This is a genomic window from Sulfidibacter corallicola (assembly GCF_017498545.1).
GTDB classification, from domain to species: Bacteria; Acidobacteriota; Holophagae; order Acanthopleuribacterales; family Acanthopleuribacteraceae; genus Sulfidibacter; species Sulfidibacter corallicola.
In genome coordinates this window covers 2,671,410-2,693,372 of sequence record NZ_CP071793.1, presented here as the reverse complement: position 1 = coordinate 2,693,372, position 21,963 = coordinate 2,671,410, and the positions used below count along the sequence as shown (strand labels likewise).

The window sequence follows — 21,963 nt, the reverse complement described above, 5'->3', positions numbered from 1 at the left end:
CTGGTCGGTTTCTTCGTCAATACGTTGCCCTTGCGCCTCGACTTGAGCGGCGATCCCTCGTTCGGGGCCCTGCTCGATCGGGTGCGCGAGGTGACTTTGGGTGCATACGCCCACCAGAGCATGCCGTTCGAGAAGCTGCTGGACGAGCTGGCCATCGCCCGCGACCCCAGCCGTCCGCCTCTGGTTCAGGTGGTGCTCACGCTGCAGAATACACGCACCACCGCCGCCACTTTTGGCGACCTGGGCATGAAGCCGGTGGCGCTGCCCGGCGAAACGGCCAAGTTCGACCTGCTGTTGAACCTCGCCGAAGGGGCATCGGGCCTAGGCGGCGCCTTCGAGTACGACGCCGACCTGTTCCTGCCTGAAACGGTGGCTGCCATGGCCGACCAGTTCACTCAGATCCTGCGTGCGGTCACCGCCCATCCCGAGGCGCCCTTGTCGCGCGTCGCCCTGATGGACGAGGTGGCCCGCGCCCGCGTCGAAGCCGTCGGCCTGGCCCGGCGGGCGGTGGCGGTTGCCGAACCGGTATCGCTCTGGTCCCGACTCGCCGAAATCGATGCCGATCGACCCGCGCTGACCCTGGGCGACGAAACCTTGAGCTACGGCACGCTGCGCACTCGGGCCGAGGCGTTGGCCGGATGGTTGGCGACGCAGGGCGTCAAAGCCGGCGACCGCGTGGGCCTGTTCGGTGCGCGAACATTGCAGATGCCGGTGGCGCTGGCCGCGATCCTGCGTTGCGGCGCCACCTACGTGCCGCTCGATCCGGCCTACCCGGCCGAGCGCATCGCCATGATGTTGGCCGACAGCGGTGCCGGGCTGGTGCTTACCGGACCGGGCTTTCCCCAATGCTCTATGCACGAAGGCATTCGCCAAGTGCCTTTGGAGAAAGCCTTTGCGGCTTCCGAATCGGTCCAAGCGCCACCGCCGAGGGTCGCGCACGGGGACCTGCCGGCGTACATCATCTACACCTCCGGTTCCACCGGTCGGCCGAAAGGGGTGCCCGTCAGCCATGCCAATGTGTTGCGGCTGTTCGGCGCGACCGCCAACGATTTCGACTTCGACGGCGACGACGTGTGGACCCTGTTTCACTCGGCGGCCTTCGACTTTTCGGTCTGGGAGATCTGGGGTGCCTGGCTGCACGGTGCTCGCTTGGTGATGGTGCCCCACGACGTCAGCCGCGACCCGGCCGCCTTCCACCGCTTGCTGTGTCGTGAACGCGTGACGGTGCTCAACCAGACGCCAGGCGCCTTTTACAACTTGATGGCGGTCGATGCCGAAAAGGACGATGCTGAATTGGCGCTTCGCTGGGTGATCTTTGGCGGCGAGGCCTTGGATTTTACCGCCTTGGCCGACTGGTTCCGGCGCCACGGCGAGACCGGCCCCCGCCTGGTCAACATGTACGGCATTACCGAAACGACAGTGCATGTGACCTGGCGCGAGGTACTTGCGGGCGATACGGCGAGCGCCGGAAGCCGCATCGGGCGGCCGATCGACGACCTGGGCCTGCACCTGCTGGATGCGCGCCTGGCACCGGTTCCCGTCGGGGTGCCGGGCGAGCTGTGTATCACTGGGGCCGGGGTGGCCGGCGGTTACCTGAACCGACCGGCGCTGACCGCCGAGCGGTTCGTGCCCGATCCCTTCAGCGGTGTGCCCGGTGCGCGCATGTACCGATCCGGCGATCTGGGTCGCCGCCTTCACGACGGCGATATCGGGTACCTTGGCCGCATCGACCGCCAGCTCAAGGTCAGCGGGTACCGAATGGAGGCCGGCGAGATCGAGGCCCAATTGGGTGCCTGCAGCGGTGTGCGTCGTGCGGTCGTGGCGGTGCGCGAGGATCGCCTGTGTGCCTGGGTGCAGCCCGTCGACGAGATCGAGGTGGATACCCAGATCCTGCGTGCCGAGTTGGGCCAGCGCCTCCCGGCCTACATGGTGCCGCGCGTCATCGCAATGCTGGCGGATCTACCGCTGACGCCGCACGGCAAGATCGACATGCGCGCCTTGCCCGATCCGGTTGCGGTCACCGAACGCAGCAGCGACGCCTACCAGGCACCGCGCAACGAGGCCGAAGCCGCGTTGTGCACCATCTGGGCGGAACTGCTGGGTCTCGAACGCGTCGGCATCGACGACAATTTCTTCGAACTGGGTGGCGACTCGATTCTCTGTATTCAGGTGGTGTCGCGCGCCAGAAGGGCCGGACTCCAACTGGCCGTGCGCCAGATGTTCAGCCACCAGACCCCCGCCGAGTTGGCCGCGATCGCCACACCCGCGACCGCGCCACGTGCGACCTTGGCCGATAGCACCGGCACCTTTGCCGCGACGCCGATCATGCGCTGGTTCCAGGAGCAGGAGCTTGCGCGACCGGCGCATTACAACCAGGCGGTCCTGCTGGAGGTTCCCGAGGACCTGGACGCCCAAACCGTGCGCGATGCGCTGCAACGGTTGGTGGCTCATCACCCGGCGCTTCGTCTGCGGATGGATGCCGATGGAGGTCCCCGCATCCAGGCCGAGGACGGTCTTGTTTGGGATACGCGAACCGTTTCCGACGGCGACGCATTGGCGGCCGAGGCCGATGCGGTTCAGGCCGGTTTCGACCTGACCGAAGGGTCCTTGTTCCGCGCGGTCTGGTTTCATCTCGAAGGGGCGGCCCGTGCGCGGCTCCTGCTCGTAGCTCATCACCTTCTCGTGGATGGGGTTTCCTGGCGCATCTTGATCGACGATTTGACTGCCGCCTGCCACGGTCGATCGCTTGACTCACCCGAGACCCATCTGCCCGCTTGGTCGCGGCTGTTGGTCGACGAGGCCCGTTCCGCGGAAACGGCGGCGGAGTCGGCATGGTGGTGTTCGCAATTGGCCGATTGCCCGGCGCTGCCGGCGCAAGCGAGCGGCGAAGCGACGTTACCCGATCGGACCTTGACAATTGAATGGACGGAAGATCTCGCGCGCGACCTGCACGGTAAAGCAAATCGTGCCTTCAACACCCGGATCGACGACCTGGTACTGGCCGCACTGGGCCGTGCCTGGTGGCGCTGGTCCGGCGACGCCCACTGGGTCGTCGAGTTCGAGGGCCATGGCCGCGACAGCCTGAACGGCGTCGACCCCAGCCAGGTGGTGGGCTGGTTCACGCGGCTCTACCCGGTGCGTCTGGGTCGACTGGATGACCAGGACCTGGGCGGCCTGATTCGCGCCACCAAGGAACAGCTTCGCGCCGTGCCGCGCGGTGGCCTCGGCTACGGCCTGCTGCGCTACCTGGGCGACCGGGCCGACCGCACCGACCTCACACCCGAAGCTCCGCTGGTCCGCTACAACAACCTGGGCCGATTCTCCGCCGGACCCCAAAGCGAGGGTTTCCGCTTCGCGCCCGAGTCGAGCGGTCGCCCGGTAGCCGCCGAGAACCAACGCTCGAGTTTGATGGACCTGACGCTGCTGGCCGATGGGGAAGGCGCCCAACTGCATCTCGTCTTCGATCCGGGCCGGATCGAGCCCGCCGAGGCCAAACGCCTGCTGGACCTGATCCGGGTTGCGTTGGCAGAGGTCGCGGCACACTGTGTCGACCGGGAAACACGCGGCTACACACCGTCGGATTTCGCGTTGGCCGGGCTGGTTCAAAAGGATCTCGACCGGGTTTTGGAAGCCTTGCCCGAGGATCGGCGCGACCTGGAAGACCTGCTGCCGCTCTCGCCGATGCAAGAGGGCATGCTGTTCCACAGCCGGATGGACCCTACCAGCACGGCCCACTACGAGCAGCTTCGGTTCACCATCGAGGGCGAGGTCGACGTGGATTTGCTGGAAGCGGCCTGGCAAACCGTGGTGTCTCGCCACCAGATGCTGCGAGCCGGTTTCGTCTGGGAGGACCTCGAACGCCCGCTTCAAGCGATTTTCTCCGGAGGGACCGCGACCTTCATCCGTCACGACCTGCGCGGCGAGCCCGATCCACGCGCGGCCGCCGAAGCCCTGCTGGCCGAGGACCTGATCACCACCTTCGATTTCCGCACCCCGCCGCAGCGGTTCCTGTGGCTCCAGCTCGCCGACGACCGCGGAACCTTCGTCTGGACCCACCACCACATCCTGTTGGACGGTTGGTCGGTCTCACGCCTGCTCTCCGAGGCCTTTGGCTGGTACACCGCGCGCATGAACGGCGACACGCCGCGATTGGCGCCTGCCGCGCGTTTCTCGGATTACATCGACTGGTTGAACCGCCGCGATGAGGGCGAAGCCGCGCGGTTTTGGCGCGACTACCTGGCCGGATTCACCGAGCCGCTCGACCCGATCCGTACCCTACAGCGGGTGGATGCCCGACCCGGCAACGATTATCGCGACGCGCGCCGCATGTTGGACGGCGACACCTCGGCCGCCCTCACCGAGCTGGCCCGCACCAATCAGGTTCCCGTCAACAACCTGTTCCAGGCTGCCTGGGCGCTGCTGCTCGGGCGCTACACTGACAGCGACGACGTGGTCTTCGGCGTGACGGCCAGCGGTCGTCCGGCCGAGGTCGCCGATATAGAGCGCATGGCCGGCCTGTTCATCAACACGCTACCGCTGCGGGTCAGGGTTCCTGAGAACGACGGTCTGACAGAGTGGATCGCCCATATCGCTGAACGTCAGCGCGGTTTCCGCGAACACGAATCGGTGCCGCTGGCACGCATTCAGAACTGGTCCGAGGTCACCGGCCGAGGCGCGCTGTTCCGCACCATTTTCGCGTTCCAGAACTTCCCGATCGAGGCCGCCTTGCGTCAGGACGATCTGAAGCCGCGCGTGGTGGAAGCCGGAGCGACCGAACGGACCACCTATCCCTTGTCGTGCGTGATCGCACCGGCCGGTCAGGCCTTCCAATTGCGTCTCAGCTACGATGCGGGCCTGTTCGCGCCGGAGGCGATGACGCGCGTGCTGGGCCATCTGGCCGCGGTCCTGCGCTTCTTCGCCCAACAGCCGCAAGCACCGCTGCGCGAAGCCACCCTGATGGATCCCGACGAGCATCGCGCCACCTGGACCGCCCTCAACGACCGCATCCGCGTCTACCCGCGCGCCGCCACCTTGAACGAGCTGTTCGCCGAGCAGGTGGCCATTCGCGGTGAGGCGCTCGCCGTGCGCCACGAAGACCGCACGCTGAGCTATCGCGAGTTGGATCGCTTCGCCGATGCGGTTTCCCATCTGCTGTACGAGCAGGGCGTGCGGCCAGGAGACCGCGTCGCCATCAGCATGGAACGAACGCCGAGCATGGTCGTGGGCCTGCTGGCGATCCTGCGTTGCGGTGCGGCCTACGTGCCGCTGGACGCGGCCTACCCGCGCGAGCGCCTGGCCTTCATGATCGCCGATGCCGGCTGCCGCATCGTGCTGAGCAACCGATTCCAAGCCGAATTATTCGAGGACCTGGGCCTGGCTGCCGTGCGGATCGACGATATCGGCGAACTAACTCCGAGCGAGCCCTTTGCACCCGTCGCGGCCATTCCCCAGAGCGAGGCCTATCTGGTCTACACCTCCGGATCCACCGGCACGCCCAAAGGGATCGCCATCCCCCATCGTGCCGTGATCCGCCTGGTACGCGACACCGATTACCTGGTCGTCGCTCCCGGCGAGGTGGTCGGTCAGGCCGCCACGATCGCCTTCGATGCGGCCACCTTCGAAATCTGGGGGCCCTTGCTGAACGGCGGCACTCTGGCACTGCTCTCGCGCGAGTCCAGCCTCTCGCCCCAGCTCTTCGCCGAGGACCTGGCCCGCATGGGCGTCAACCACCTCTTCCTCACCACCGCGCTGCTGAACCGCATCGCCGAACTTGTACCCCGCGCCTTCGCCGACCTCAACACGCTGCTCTTCGGTGGCCAGATGGTCGACCCCCACTGGGTGCGCACCGTTTTGGCCAACGGCGCGCCCGCTCGCTTGCTTCACGTCTACGGCCCCACCGAAAGCACGACCTTCGCCACCTGGTACGAGATCGACGGCCTGCCGGAAGGCGCGGCGACCGTGCCCATCGGCGGCCCGCTCGCCAACACGACCGCCTACATCCTCGACGCCGACCTGCGCCCTCTGCCCAAGGGGGTCGCCGGTGAGATCGTCCTGGGCGGCGACGGCCTGGCTCACGGCTACCTCGGTCGACCGGCCCTGACGGCGACGGCCTTTGTACCCGATCCCTTTTCCTGCCGCCCCGGCGCACGCCTCTACCGCACGGGCGACCAGGCCTGGCTCGACGACGAGGGGCAGATCGTGATCGGCGGACGCCTCGACGATCAGGTCAAAATCCGCGGGTACCGCATCGAGCTGGGCGAAATCGAGAACGTACTGCTCGAGCACGAGGACGTGGCCCACGCCACCGTCGTCGTGCGCGGCGAGGGCGACCTGCGCCACCTGCTGGCCTATGCCGTGGCGGCCGAGGGCCGCGAAGGCGACGGCGCGACCCTGCGGAAAGCCCTCGAAGCGCGCCTGCCCGAGTACATGGTGCCGGCGCGGGTGCTGTTTCTGGACGACCTGCCGTTGACTGCCAACGGCAAGGTGGACAAACGCGCCCTGCCCGATCCGGACCTGGTACTGGCCGAACGCACACCCGAGGCCGAGGCCGTCACACTGACCACCAACCAAGAGATTCTTGCCGGCATCTTCGCCCAGGTCCTGGAAGTGCCCACGGTTGGCCTGGAGGATAACTTCTTCGAACTGGGCGGGCACTCGCTGCTGGCCACCCAGATCGTGTCGCGGGTCGGCGCCGTCTACGACGTGCTGCTGCCATTGGGGATCATGTACGACGCGCCCACGGTGGCCGACCTGACCGAATACGTCGAGGGCGAGCTGGAGGCCGGCGGTGCCCATCGGCTCCCTGCCATCGAGGCGGTCGACCACGACGGTACCCTGGTTCAATCTCACGCCCAGCAGCGTCTGTGGTTCCTCGATCGGCTCGAAGGACCCATGGCCGGTTACAACCTGCCGATTTCGATGCGACTGCTCGGCGATCTCAACCCGGTCCTGTTGCGCTCCGCCCTGAAAACGATCTTGGACCGTCACCAAGCCCTGCGCACGACGTTCGCCACCCGCGACGGCGATCCGGTTCAGGTGATTCACGCCTACATGAAACTGGAAATGCCGTTCCACAACCTTGCCTCGCTGGACCCGGCCGAACGGGAAACGGAAATGCGACGCCTGGCCGAGGCCGAGGCCGTGCAGCCCTTCGATCTGGAAGCGGGCCCGTTGTTCCGCGCCCTGCTGGTCCGCCTGGCCGAGGACGATCACGTGCTGGTGATCAACATGCACCACATTGTGTCCGACGGTTGGTCGATCGGCGTGCTGGTCCGCGAAATGACCCAACTCTACGAGGCCGCCGCCGCCGGGCGTATGGCGCCCTTGGAACCGTTGCCGATTCAGTATCCCGACTTCGCCGTATGGCAGCGCGGATGGCTGGAGGGCGGCGTGATGGCCGAGCAACTGGCCTTTTGGCGGCAGCAACTCGCCGATATGCCCATGATCGATCTGCCGGTGGACCACGTGCGTCCCCGTCACCAGACATTTGCCGGTGCCTCGATTCCGTTCATGCTGGATGGCCGCGTGATGGACCGCATACGGGGCCTCGCTCGCGAGCACAACGCCACGGTGTTCATGACCTTGCTGGCGGTGTGGCAGCTATTCCTCCAGCGGCTCACGGGGCAGCGACGGTTTGCGGTGGCCACGCCCATCGCCAACCGGACGCGTGCCGAGCTGGAGCCGTTGATCGGCTTCTTCGTGAACACCCTGGCCCTGCACGCCGATCTGGACGGCGACCCGACCTTCGTCGAGCTGCTGGAGCGCGTGCGCGCCACCACCATGGCGGCCTACGGCCACCAGGACGTGCCCTTCGAAAAGGTGGTCGAAGAACTGGATCCCGAGCGAGTGCTCAACCGGCCGCCGTTGTGCCAGGTCATGTTCAGCCTGCAGAACACGCCCATGGACGATCTGACGCTGGCCGGGGTCCGCGTGCGACCCTTGCTGCTGGGCACCAACACCGCCAAGTTCGAACTCAGCCTGCACCTGCACGAGGCCGACGAGGGCCTGACCGCCTTCATGGAATACAACAGCGATTTGTTCGACGCATCCAGTGCCCGCCGCTTCGTGAGTTGGTTCGAACATCTGCTGCGTTCCGTTCTGGAGGCTCCCGAAAAGCCCTTGTCGCGCCTAAGCCCGCTGGACGATTCGGCCCGTCGCGCCCTGCTTCAGGATTGGAACCGCACCGAACGATCCTACCCGGAGACGACCCTTCCCGATCTGTTTGTCGCTCAGGCGGCCCGCACGCCGGATGCTCCAGCGGTGACCTGGTGGGACGGAAGCTGGACCTATGCCGATCTGGCCGACCGGGTCGCGGCGATGGCCGGGCGACTCGTCGAACTGGGCGTGGGCCGCGAAACCCGCGTGGCTGTCTGCGCCCGCCGCTCGCCGCAGCGTCTGGCGCTGCTGCTGGCCATCATGCGCGCCGGCGGGGCCTGGGTTCCGCTTGACCCCGATCATCCCCAGCCCCGCATCGCCCATACCCTGACCGATGCGGCCCCGGCCTTGATCGTGGCCGACGAGGCCGGCCGCAAGGCTCTGGCTGAAACGGGTGAAGTACTGAATCTGAACGACCTTGCACATGCGGAGAGCACAAAGGTCGACCTGCCCCGTCTCGACCCCGACGGCCTGGCCTACGTGCTCTACACCTCCGGCTCTACCGGCGTACCCAAGGGGGTGGCCGTCGCCCATCGCGCCATCGTCAACCGGCTCCAGTGGTTTCAGGACGAAATCCCGCTCTCGCCCACCGATCGGGTGCTGCAAAAGACGCCGTTCACGTTCGACGTCTCGCTGGCCGACACCTTCTCGGCTTTGATCGCCGGCGCTCACTTGTTTTTGGCCGAGCCCGGCCGCCACGGCGACCCGTCTTATTTGGTCGAGGTCATCGAGCGCGAAGCGATCACCGCCCTTCATTTTGTACCCAGCATGCTTGGCGCCTTCTTGGAACAGGTCGCACCGGGTCGTTGCGCGTCGTTGCGATTCATTCACGCCAGCGGCGAAGCCTTGCCCGAAAGCTTGGTGCGCCGCTGTCACGACGTGATCCCGGTACCCATCCACAACCTCTACGGACCCACCGAAGCCGCCGTCGAGGTCAGCCGCTTTACCGCCCTGCCCGATGCGCCGCCACGCAAGGTGACCATCGGTCTTCCTACACCCAACACCCAACTGCACGTGTTGGACAGGATGCTGGAACCGGCGCCGATCGGGGTGGTCGGCCAGCTCTTCATCGGCGGGGTGCAGTTGGCGCGCGGTTATTGGAACCGGCCCACACTAACCGCGGCCGCCTTCCTGCCCGATCCCCACGGTTCGGAGGGCGCGCGCCTCTACGCTACCGGCGACCGGGCACGACGCCTGGAAAACGGCGAGATCGAGTTCCTGGGCCGGGCCGACGGCCAGGTCAAGGTACGCGGGTTCCGCATCGAGTTGGGTGAAATCGAGAACCGGCTGCTGAGCCATCCGGCCGTGAGCCAGGTCGCCGTGGCCGCACGACCCGATGCGCGTGGCGACCTGGGCCTTGTCGCTTGGGCCGCCTGCAACGAGATCGTGGACAAGCGGGCCCTGCTGGACTGGTTGTCGGACTACCTGCCGCGCTACATGGTACCGGGCGATCTGGTGTTACTGGACGCGCTGCCTCTGACAGCCAGTGGCAAGGTCGACAAGCGCGCGCTGCCGGCGCCCACCGAGGCTCCGGAGGAAGCCGCCGCGTTGGTGGCGCCCCGCGGCGATCTGGAGGTCCAGGTGGCCGCCATCTTCGCCGAGGTATTGGGCCTCGAAGAGGTCGGCATCCATCAGCACTTCTTCGAATTGGGAGGGCACAGCTTGCTGGCGACGCGCGTCATCGCCCGCCTGCGCGAGCGGCTGGGTCGCGCGCCCGAGCTGCGGCGTTTCTTCGAGGAACCGACGGTGGCCGCCGTGACGGCCGACCTGGCCGCGGCCCATGTCGACGACGCGGCACCGCGTCTGCAACCGGTGCCGCGCGACGGGGATCTGCCGTTGACCTGGTCGCAACGCCGCATGTGGTTCCTCGACCGCTTGATTCCCACCGGCGCGGCGTACAACATGCCGCTAGCCCTGCGATTCGAAGGTCCCTTTGACCGCGATGCGCTGGCGCGGGCCCTGGAGGCCCTGGTCGCGCGCCACGAGGTGCTGCGCACCCGCTACCGCGAGGACGAACACGGCGTCTGGCAGGACGTTTTGGACCGCTACCACGTGCCCCTGCACGAAGTCGATGTACGCGACCAACCCGCCGAGGTGCGCGAGGCACGCTTGAGCGAGTTGGTCGACGAAGAGGTCAATCGCGGCTTCGACTTGAGTGCGGCGCCTCCCTGGCGGGCGATGTTGGTGCGCCTGGCCGAGGACGACCATGCCGTGGTGATCAATATCCACCATATCGCTACCGACGGCTGGTCGATGACCATCTTCCTACGCGAATTGACCGAGGCCTACGACACCGCTCGTGCCGGCCACCCTCCGGCCTGGGAGCCGCTCCCGGTCCAGGTGGCCGATGTGGCGGCATGGCAGGCACGCGTATTGGACGCCGCCGGTGAGGCGCGTCTCCTCGATCACTGGCGCCGCGAACTCGCCGGCGTGCCCGCGCTCGATCTGCCCAGCGATCGGCCGCGTCCCTCCGTTCGCACCTACCGCGGCGGTGTGGTCCGGTTCCGCATCGACGGCGAGGCGCTCGAGGCCGTGCGCGGCGCCACGGGCGACCATACCCTGTTTCACGTGCTTCTGGCCGCGTTTCAGGTATTGCTGCACCGCTACGCCGGGCAGGACGATTTCGCCGTGGGTACCCCGGTCGCCAACCGGACCCACGCCGAGCTGGAAGGCCTGATCGGGTTCTTCGCCAGCACCTTGGCGTTGCGCGCCGATCTGACTGGAAATCCCAGTTTCGCTCAGGTACTCGACCGCGTCAAAACCCGCACCCAAGCCGCCTTGACCCACGCCGAGCTGCCGTTCGAGCGCCTGGTCGAGGAACTGGAACCGGAACGGCACCTGGACCGCTCGCCGCTGTTCCAAGTCATGTTCGCGCTCATGAATGCACCGGTTGAGGCGATGGCACTCGGGGAAGGGGAGCGGGTTCGTCCGCTGCCGGTCGAGGTACGTGCGTCGCGCTTCGACCTGACTTTGGCGATCACCGAGAGCGCCGAGGCGCTGTATGGCTCGCTTGAGTACGACGCCGACCTGTTCGACGCACATCGAGTCGCGCGCATGACCGAGCATTTCGGTCTCCTGCTGGCGCGCTTGGTGGCCGAACCGGAACGCCCGATCGCGTCCCACTCGATGATGAGCGCGGCTGAAACGTCGCGGCTGTTGCAGGCTTTTTCCGGCGCCGAGGTGGTTGCCGATGCCGCGCCCGACCTGCTCCACCGCCTGGTTGCCGCCCGTGCCGCCCACTGTGGCGACACAGCGGCCGTGGTGGATGTCGATGGCGACCTGAGCTATCGCGAGCTGGTGCGCCGCGCCCATCGCGTCGCCCACCGCCTGATGGCCTTGGGGGCGAGGCCCGAGGACCGCGTCGCGGTCAGCCTCTCGCGTCGGAACCATCTCGTGGTCGGCCTGCTGGGCGTGCTGGAGGCCGGCGCGGCCTACGTGCCTATCGACCCGGCCTGGCCCGCACCGCGCCGCGACTTCATGCTGGCCGACAGCGACAGCCGTATTCTGATCACCGAGCGCCGATACCTGGAGCGGTTCTCCGGGTTCGAGGGCGACCTGGTGCTGGTCGACGAGTTCGACTGGGCGGCGCTGCCGGTCGATATCCAGGCTCCCGCCGTGACGGTCGATCCCGATCAAGCGGCCTACCTGATCTATACCTCCGGTTCGACCGGTCGGCCCAAGGGCGTGGCCATGACCCATGCCAACGCTGCCTACCTGGCCCAGTGGGCCGGTGGCGCCTTTTCCGCCGACGAACTCGCCGGCGTCCTGGCCGCTACCTCGATCTGCTTCGATCTCTCGGTCTTCGAGCTGTTCGGCACCCTGGTCAACGGCGGCTGTGTCATCCTGGCCGACAACGCGCTCGCCCTGCGCGATCTGCCCGCCGCCGATCGGGTCACCCTGATCAACACGGTCCCCTCGGCCATCGACGAACTGTTGCACTTGGACGCGGTACCCGCCTCGGTGCGCACCGTCAATCTGGCCGGGGAGCCGCTGCGCCCCGAACTGGTGGACCGCCTCTACGGCTTGCCGCACCTGTCGCGCGTCTGCGACCTTTACGGACCCAGCGAGGACACCACCTATGCCACCCATGCCGAGCGCTTGCTCGGCGGACCCCAGACCGTGGGGCGGGCACTGCCAGGAAAGCGGGTGTACCTGCTCGATGCGGATATGCGGCCCGTGGCGCAGGGCATGGTGGGCGAGATTTTCCTTGCCGGCCCCGGCCTGGCGCGCGGCTATTGGCGCCGACCGGGTCTGACCGCCGCCTCGTTCGTGCCCGATCCCTTCGCCGCCACACCCGGCGCGCGGCTCTACCGCACCGGTGATCGCGGCCGCTTCCTTGAGGACGGCAGTCTGGCGTTCCTCGGGCGCATCGATCACCAAGTCAAAGTGCGTGGGTTCCGTATCGAACCCGGCGAGATCGAAACGCGCCTGCGCCGCTTGCCCGACGTCACGGACGCGGTCGTGATGGCCCGTGGCGAGGGTGCCGACCGCGTGCTGGTGGCTTGGTTGGTGGCGCCGAATCCCGGCGACGACGCGGCCGTTCGGGCCGAACTGAACCGCGATCTGCCCGGCTACATGGTGCCCGAGCGCATCCTCTGGCTGGCGCGCCTGCCGCTTACTCCCAACGGCAAGCTGGATCGCCGGGCCCTGCCCGATCCCGAAGCGACGGCCGTAACCGGTCGCACGGGTCGTAAACCGCGCACGCCGCGCGAAGCCATGCTCGCCGATCTGTTCGCCCACGTCCTGGGGCTCGAGTCGGTATCGATCGACGACGATTTCTTCGCCATGGGCGGCCACTCGTTGCTGGCCACGCGTCTGGTTTCCGCCTTGACGCGAACCCTTGATCGCGCCGTGCCTCTACAGTGGGTTTTCGCACATCCGACGGTGGCCCAGCTTGCACACGTTCTGGACGAAGCCGACGTCGAAGGCGCCGGTCGCCCGCCACTTCACGCCCGTACCTGGTCCGAGCCCGCACCTCAGTCCCACGCACAGCAGCGGTTGTGGTTCCTGGAGCAATTAGAGCCCGGTGGTGCGGCCTACAACATTCCCATGGCCGTGCGTCTGAGCGGTCCCCTCGATCGGGAACGCCTGCTGCGGGCCCTCGATGCGGTCGTCGCACGCCACGAGTCGTTGCGCACGCTATTCGACGAGATCGACGGCCAGCCGGTCCAACGGATCTTGGATCACTTGGCGCCGGCGCTGACCGAGCACGACCTGCGCGACCTGACCCGCGACACCCGCGAGCGCCGCGCCCAGGCGCTGGTCCGTGAGGACGCGGCTCGGCCCTTCGATCTGGCGCACGGCCCGCTGCTGCGGCTGATGCTGGTGTGTCTGTCCGAGACGGAGCACCTGTTGGCGATCACGCTGCACCACATCGTGGCCGACGGTTGGTCGCTGGGCATTTTCCTGGCCGAGTGGAGCGAAGCCTACGGCGCTTTGGCCGACCAACGCCCACCCGCCTTGGAGCCGCTGGCCGTGCAGTACCGCGATTTCGCCGCCTGGCAGCGCGACTGGTTTGCCGCCGGTGCCCTGCACGCCCAGCTCGATTTCTGGCGCGATCAGCTCGACGGCGTGCCGGCCCTCGACCTGCCCACCGATCGCCCGCGCCCCGCGGTCCAGTCGCTTGGGGGCGACGTGTTCCCGTTCCATCTGGATCCCGATCTGACCGGTCGCCTGGCGGCTCTGGGCCGCGAACGCGGCGCCACGCTGTTCATGACCCTTTTGTCGGGGTTCCAGGCCCTGCTCGGCCGCTACAGTGGTCAACGCGACTTCGCCGTGGGCACGCCGATCGCCAACCGCGTGACCACCGAAATGGAGCCGCTGATCGGGTTCTTCGTCAATACCTTGGCGTTGCGCGCCGATCTCGACGGCGATCCCGACTTCGATGAGCTGCTGGTGCGGGTGCGTCGTCGTACCCTGGCAGCCTACGCTCACCAGGATCTGCCGTTCGAGAAACTGGTCGAAGAACTGGATCCGCCCCGCGATCTGGGCCGAACCGCCCTGTTCCAGGTCATGTTCATCCTGCAGAACGCGCCCGTACGTGAGGGCCGCGCTGGGGACTTGCGCCTGACCCCCGTGGAAGTCGACAGCGGTACCGCCAAGTTCGACTTGACCTTGAATCTGGCCGAGCAGGAAGGCATGCTGCGTGGCCATTTCGAGTACAATTCCCGCCTGTTCGACCGTGCCACGATCGCGAGCATGGCCCGCCACCTGACCCGGTTGCTGGTTGCCGTCTGCGATGCCCCGACCCAACCCATCGCCCGCCTGGACATGACCGCGCCGGAAGAACGCGAGGCGTGGCATCTCAGCGGCTCCTGCGTCGCGATCACCCGACCCGCACGCATCACCGAAATGGTGGCATCCTCGGTGGACGGTGCCCGACTCGCCGTTCGGGACCGCGACGGCCAACTGACCTACGCCCAGCTCGCGGCACGGGTCCACGGGCTGGCACACCACCTGCGCGAGCGTGGCGTGGATGCCGAGGCACCGGTTGCGCTCTATTTGCCGCGCACTTGCGATCTCCTGGTCGCCTTGCTGGCCGTGTTGGAGGCCGGCGGTCGCTATATTCCGATGGACCCGGCCTATCCCGCCGATCGCATTGCCTACATGCTTTCCGACAGCGGGGCTCAATGGGTGTTGACCACTTCCGAGCTGGCACCTGCGCTCGACCTACCGGCCGGCGTCGACATCGTGGCGCTGGATCGGTGCCGTCCCGAGGCCGACGCGGCTCCGCCCGAGTCGCTGACGGGTATCGACGCGCTGGCTTATCAAATCTATACCTCGGGTTCCACGGGCCGCCCCAAGGGCGTGCGTGTGGCACATGCCTCGGTCGTCAATTTCCTGGGCTCGATGGCGCGGCGGCCAGGCCTGGGACCCGACGATCACCTGCTGGCCGTGACCTCGCTGTCGTTCGACATCGCGGTGCTGGAGTTGCTGTTGCCGCTCACGGTCGGCGCGGCCCTGACTCTGGTCGATCGCGAAACGGCGATGGACGGACCACGCCTGGCGGCTTTGATGGACGAGAGCGGCGCCACGGTGATGCAGGCCACGCCGGCGACCTGGCAGATGGTCCTCGAAGCCGGGTGGCGCAACGCCGCCGGGTTGCGCATCTTCTGCGGGGGAGAGGCTTTGCCGCGACCCCTGGCCGATCGACTCTGTGCCCTGGGTCAGGTTTGGAATCTCTACGGACCGACCGAGACCACCATCTGGTCGGCGGTCGACGAGGTCGTCGCCGACGACGCCCCGATCTCGCTCGGTCGCCCCATCGACGAGACCGAACTCTACCTGCTCGATCCGGCCGGGAACCCCGTACCGCGCGGCGTGACCGGTGAACTCTTCATCGGGGGCTCGGGACTGGCTCGAGATTACGCCGCCCGTCCGGCCCCTACCGCCGAACGCTTCCTGCCCGACCTGTTCGCCAAGCGACCCGGCGCCCGCATGTACCGCACCGGTGACCTGGTGCGCCGCGACGTCTCCGGGCGCCTGCTGTTCGTGGGCCGCGCCGATTTCCAGGTAAAGCTGCGTGGGTTCCGCATCGAACTGGGCGAGATCGAGGCATCTCTGCTGACCCATCCGTCGGTGGAACGCGCCGCCGTGGTGATCCACGAGACGGAGGACGATCCGCGCCTGGTGGCCCACATCGTGCCGGACCTCGGGGCCGTGCGTGCCGACGCGGACGAGGGCCTGGCCGCCACCCACGTGGATCAGTGGGGGACGATCTGGAACGAGGCCTACCAACACCAGGAGCCAGGGGAACTAGCCGATGCGACCTTCGATATTTCCGGTTGGAACAGCACCTTTACGGGGGAACCGATTCCCGAGGCCGAAATGCGCGACTGGGTCGACCACACCGTCGATCGCATTCGCGAGCTGGCGCCGCGCCGCGTTTGGGAGATCGGTTGCGGCACCGGCTTGTTGCTCTTCCCGCTGCTGGCATCCTGCGACCACTATCGCGCCACGGACCTGTCGCCCGCCGCGTTGGCGGGCATCGCCCGACGCCTGCCCGCCGAGCTGCGGGAAAAGGTGGTGCTGCAACGGCGCCAGGCCGATGATGTTCGCGACATCGAGCCCGCCTCCATCGATACCCTGATCCTGAACTCGGTTGCCCAGTATTTCCCCGACTTGGACTACCTCGACCGAGTCGTGACCGGCGCCCTGGATACCGTGGCCGACGGCGGTCACATCTTCCTCGGCGACATCCGTCTCTTGCCCTGGATGCGTTACTTCGCGGCGGCCGTCGCCTTGCATCGTGCACCCGCCGACCTGTCCGCCGCCCAACTGAGCCGTCGCATCGCCGAGCACCAGCGCGACGAGGAAGAGCTGCTCGTCGACCTGGACTGGTTCCTGGCCCTGCCGGACCGGTTCCCACGTATCGCGGCGGTGGACATTCGCCTGAAGCAAAGCGACTTCGCCAACGAGATGAGTCGATTCCGCGCCGATGTGGTGCTGTACGTGGGTTCCGCGCCCCGTTTCACCGAGCCTCCGGTTCGGGTGGACTGGTCGGCGCTAGCCGACGGGGACCTGACCCGCCTGGACGACTTCGGCCGAACCATGCTCGTGGTGGAAGGGATTCCCAACGCGCATCTGGCTCGTGAAGCCGTGTTGCTGGAATTGCTCGGCTTGGACAATCCTCCGCCGACGGCGGCCGACTTGAGGGCGACGGTCGCCCGCAAGGCCTCTTCGGCTCCGAATTGGGTATCCCTGATGGCGTGCGCAAGGGCGGTCGGATACCGCACCTCGGCACGGCCGAATCCGGCGCATCCCGCCTGTCTGGATCTGTATCTGACCTGGCCCGATGTTCCGGCCCTGTTCGCCTGGCCCGAGCGGCCGCCGCGACCGGTTCGGGATCTGGCCAACCAGCCGATGGTTCGCGAACTTACCCGTCGCCTGCCCGAGACGTTGCGCGGCGCCTTGGCCGAGACGCTTCCGGACTACATGGTACCGAGCCATTTCCTGTTCCACGACCACCTGCCGTTGACGGCAAACGGAAAGATCGATCGCAAGGCCCTGCCGGCACCGGACGCCCAACCGGTCGCCCGTGCCGCGTTCGTCGCACCACGGACCGAGCAGGAGCGTCTGCTGGCCGGGCTGTTCGCCGAGTTGCTGCAGATCGAGCGTGTCGGCGCCGACGACGATTTCTTCGCACTCGGCGGTCATTCGCTGTTGGCGACCCGTCTCGTCGCCCGCGTGCAGGATTGGCTGGGTGTGGCCCTGCCGGTTCGAGCCCTGTTCGAAGCGCCCACGGTCGCGCGTCTGGCCGAACGTCTGGCTCGGGCCGCCGATGTCCCGGTTTCGGCCGCGCCTCGACGGGTGGATCGCGACGGTGACCTGCCCCTGTCGTTCGCACAGGCCCGCGTCTGGTTCTTCGAGACGCTGGTCCCGGGTACGGCGACCTGGCACGTGCCGCTCGGATTGCGCCTACGTGGCCCGCTCGACCGCACCGCCTTGCGCCGTGCCCTCGACGCCGTCGTCGCCCACCACGAGGTGCTGCGTTCGCGGGTTCACGGCGATCGCGACGCCGCTGTTCAGGTGATCGACGCGCCCGGCCCGATGCCGTGGACCGAACACGTACTGACCGGCGACGGTGGAGACGACGTCGAAGCCGAACTGCGTGCGCTGACCGATATCGAGCTGCAACGTCCCTTCTATCTGGCGAACGAGTGGCCGGTGCGTGCGTTGCTTGTTCAGGTCGACGAGGCCGACCACGCACTGCTGGTCAGCTTCCACCACATCGCCTCCGACCTTTGGTCGCTGGGGGTTTTCGGCCGCGAGCTGGTCGGGGCTTACGAAGCGTTCGCCCAAGGCCGCGAACCCGATTGGAAGCCCCTCTCGATCCAATACGCCGACTATGCCGTGTGGCAACGGGAAACCCTCGCGGGACCGTCACTCGATCGCATGCTCGACTTTTGGCGCGGCCATTTGGACGGAGTCCCCGTGCTCGAACTGAGCACCGACCGGCCACGGCCCGCCGTACAAACCTTTTCCGGTGCGGCCCACCATATGCACCTTGACCGTGACATGCTCAACGGGTTGCGTCGCATGGGCCAGGCCCAGGGCGCCACGCTGTTCATGACCCTGGGTGCATTGATTCAGATCCTGCTCTACCGCCACAGCGGGCAGCGCGATTTCGCGCTGGGCTTCCCGATCGCCAACCGCGATCGCACCGAGCTTGAAGATCAAATCGGGTTCTTCGTCAACACGCTCGCCCTACGTGCCGACCTGAGCGGTGCTCCCGATTTTGAAACCCTGCTCGCTCGGGTACGCCGTGCCGTGCTCGACACCACCGCCCATGCGGCCCTGCCGTTCGAGCGCGTCGTGGATGCGCTCGGCGCCGCCCGCGACCTCAGTCGGACACCGATCTACCAGGTGGTGTTTTCGCTGCAGAACGCGGCGACGGGCAACCTGGCCTTGGCCGATTTGGACTTCGAACCGATGACGTGGTCGCGCACGACGGCCAAGTTCGAGCTGTCGTTCAACTTCGCTGAATCGGACGAAGGCCTGTTGGCGGAGATCGAGTACAACACCGACCTCTTCGATGCCACGACCGTAGAGCGCCTCGGCCGACGCCTGCTGGGCCTCGCAGAGGCGGTGCTTCAAAACCCGCATGTCGCGGTCGATGGCCTGAACCTGATCGACGGCGAAGAGCGGCGCGACTTGCTCGATCGCCTCAACCCGAAGGTTTCCTTGTCCACCGATCACCTGCTCGATTCGCTGGATGCGGTTCGCGACGCTGCGCCGCAGGCTCCAGCCCTGAGCTTCGAGGACCGATCCCTCAGCCACGCGGCCTGGCATGCCGAGGCCGACGGGTTGGCCGCCCACTTGGAAGACCTTGGCGCGCGGCCAGGGGATCGCGTGGCGATCGCCATGCGGCCCGGCCTCGATGTGGCGGTGGCCATGTTGGCCATCTGGAAGGTGGGTGCGGCCTACCTGCCGATCGACCCGGCCTGGCCCGATGCCCGCATCGCGGTCATGCTCGAGGAGAGTGGCGCCAACCTGCTGATCGGCGATGGCTCGCGTTTCGAGACATCGCCGCGCCCCGAAACGAGCTTGGTGGAGGCCGATGCCCGCGTCGACCGTGCGCCGCGCGTGCCCTTCCGCGATCCCGCCATGGCGGCCTATCTCATCTTCACCTCCGGCTCGACCGGCAAACCCAAGGGCGTTCTGGTGGAGCATCGCGGTCTGATGAACCTCTGCCGCTGGCACCAGCGCTATTACGATGTCGACGCCACCGCGACGGCCGCCCAAACGGCGGGCATCGGGTTCGATGCCTGCGGCTGGGAACTCTGGCCCTACTTGAGTGCCGGTGCCAGAGTCGCGATCGCCCCTCGGGCGCTGCTGGGCGAACCGACCCGATTCATGGCCTGGTTGCGCGAGGTGGAGGTGACCCATACTTTTGTGGCGACCCCGCTGGCCGAGGTCATGCTCGCCAACCGCTGGCCCGAGGGCCTGGCGCTGCGCCATGTGCTCACCGGCGGCGACAAGCTCACTCGGCGTCCGGCCGCCGATCTGCCGTTCACGCTGACCAACAACTACGGGCCGACCGAGACGACCGTGGTCGCAACTGCCGGCACGGTTACCGCCGAAGGCCAAGGTCTTCCGGACATCGGCACGCCGATCGATCCGGCCCGGATCTATCTGCTGGACGCCAAAGGGAACCTGGTTCCGCGCGGCGTGGCCGGCGAGCTGTGGATCGGCGGTCATGGGTTGGCCCGGGGCTATATGGGTCGTCCTGCATGGACGGCGGATCGCTTCCGACCGGATCCGTTTGCCGATCGGCCCGGTGCGCGGATGTACGCCACCGGTGACCGTGCTCGTTGGCGCCCCGATGGTCGCCTGACCTTCTTGGGTCGGGTCGATCACCAGATCCAGTTGCGCGGGTTCCGTATCGAGCCGGGCGAGATCGAGCGATTGTGCCTGACCCTGCCCGGCGTGCGCCAGGCCCACGTGGCGGCGCGCAAGGCGGCCAACGGCGCGGAACGCCTGGTGGTCTGGCTGGTATGCGAGGCGCCGGACAGGTTCGATCCGGTAGCCAGCCGTGGCATCCTGGCGCGCGACCTGCCGGACTTCATGGTGCCACAGGATATGGTGCCCATGGAGGCGTTCCCGCTGACCGTCAACGGCAAGCTCGATCGGGCCCAACTGCCCGAGCCTCGCGTCGTCGTTGCGGAGGATAGTGATCTCATGGACGACCGCCAACGCGAGCTGGCCGCGATTTGGAGCGATCTGCTGGGTGTGGCACAGGTTGGACTCACGGACAATTTCTTCACCTTGGGCGGCGATTCGATCGTGGCCATTCAATTGGTCAACCGAGCGCGGGAGGCCGGCTTCGGATTCGATCTTCAGGATGTGTTCCGCCACCAGACTCTGGTCGAGCTGGCCGGCGTCAAGAAGGCCCGTTCCATCATTGCGGAACAGGAACCCCTGAGCGGGACCACGGCCTTGCTGCCGATCCAACGCCGCTTCCTGACCCAGGCGGCCCAGTGGCCGGAGCACGCATCGCATTGGAACCAGGCGGTCCTGCTCTCGGTCCATCGACCGCTGGCCATCGTCGATCTGGAACGTGCGGTGGAAGCGATGCTGGCCGCCCACGATGCCCTGCGGCTTCGATTCGACCGAGATGGGAACGATTGGCGGGCTCGCTACGGAGAAGCGCACGCCATCGCGACCGAAATCGATGTGCGTGGCGCCGACGATCTGGGTCGCGCCATCCACGAGGCGGCCACCCGCGAACACGCTTCCCTGAATCTCGCCGAAGGGCCGCTTTTCCGAGCGGCACTGATGCGAACCGACGATCCCGAACCGGATCAACTGTTGCTGATCGCCCACCACCTCGTGGTCGACGGGGTGAGTTGGCGCGTGCTGTTGGAAGACCTGGTCACCGTATTGGCGCAGATCCACCGCGATTTACCGCCACTGTTGCCGGCCAAGACCACCTCGACCCGGACGTTTGCCGAAAAGCTTCGCGCCTATTCCGCCGAGGCGGACCTGAGCCAGGCTTTGGCGTTGTGGGGTGAGGCACCTGAGGTGGCACATCTGCCCCGCGATTACGAGGGTGGCGCCAACCGGATCGCCGATGCGGGGCTGGTGACGGTCTCGCTCGACGCGGCGAGCACCAGCCGTTTACTGGAGGAGGCACCTCGGGTGCTCGGCCACGAACCGCTGGTGCTGATGGTCACGGCCCTTGCCCGTGTGCTGCGCGGTTGGACCGGCAGTGCCGAGAGCCGCATCACGCTGGAGTCTCACGGCCGCGAGCCGTTGTTCGACGACGTCGACCTGAGCCGAACTGTCGGTTGGTTCACCTCGCTCTATCCACTGGTGTTCGACATCGACCGTTCGGGCGGTCTGGCCGGTGAACTCCGCGCCGTGGCCGAGCGCCTGCGCGCGCCGCGCCACCACGGCCTCGAATACGGCGTGTTGCGTCACCTCGGTGCGGCGCCGGGCGACCTGATGCCCGAGGGCGAGCTCGCTTTCAACTATCTGGGCCGGTTCGATCAGCCCGGCGGCGGCTGGTTGCGGTTCTCACCCCACTCGTCGGGGACGGCCCAGAGCCCGGCCTCGGTACGGGCCCACCTGATCGACGTCGACGCGATGATCGTCGACGGGTGTCTGCACGCGACTTGGACCTTTGCCGGTGAACTGTGGGAAACCGAAACGATTCAAGCGCTTGCGGAACGCTTCGCGGATGAGTTGCGACGCTTGGGCGCGGCGGATGACGCGCGACCGGCGGCCATGGACGAGCCCGAGGACACCGGTGACCTGACCGACCTGGACCACGACGACTTCGAAGATCTCATGGACGCAATGGAGTGA

General features: G+C 67.1%; 1 protein-coding gene (cut by a window edge). It reads left to right on the top strand.

Features of this window, described 5'->3' with window-relative positions; genetic code table 11:
* On the top strand, positions 1 to 21,963 hold the 3' portion of the coding sequence (locus tag J3U87_RS07770) for a non-ribosomal peptide synthase/polyketide synthase (RefSeq protein WP_237382469.1). Its footprint begins 4,266 nt before the window's first position; 21,963 of the gene's 26,229 nt are visible here — the last part of the coding sequence; its start codon lies off the left edge, out of view; its stop codon occupies positions 21,961 to 21,963.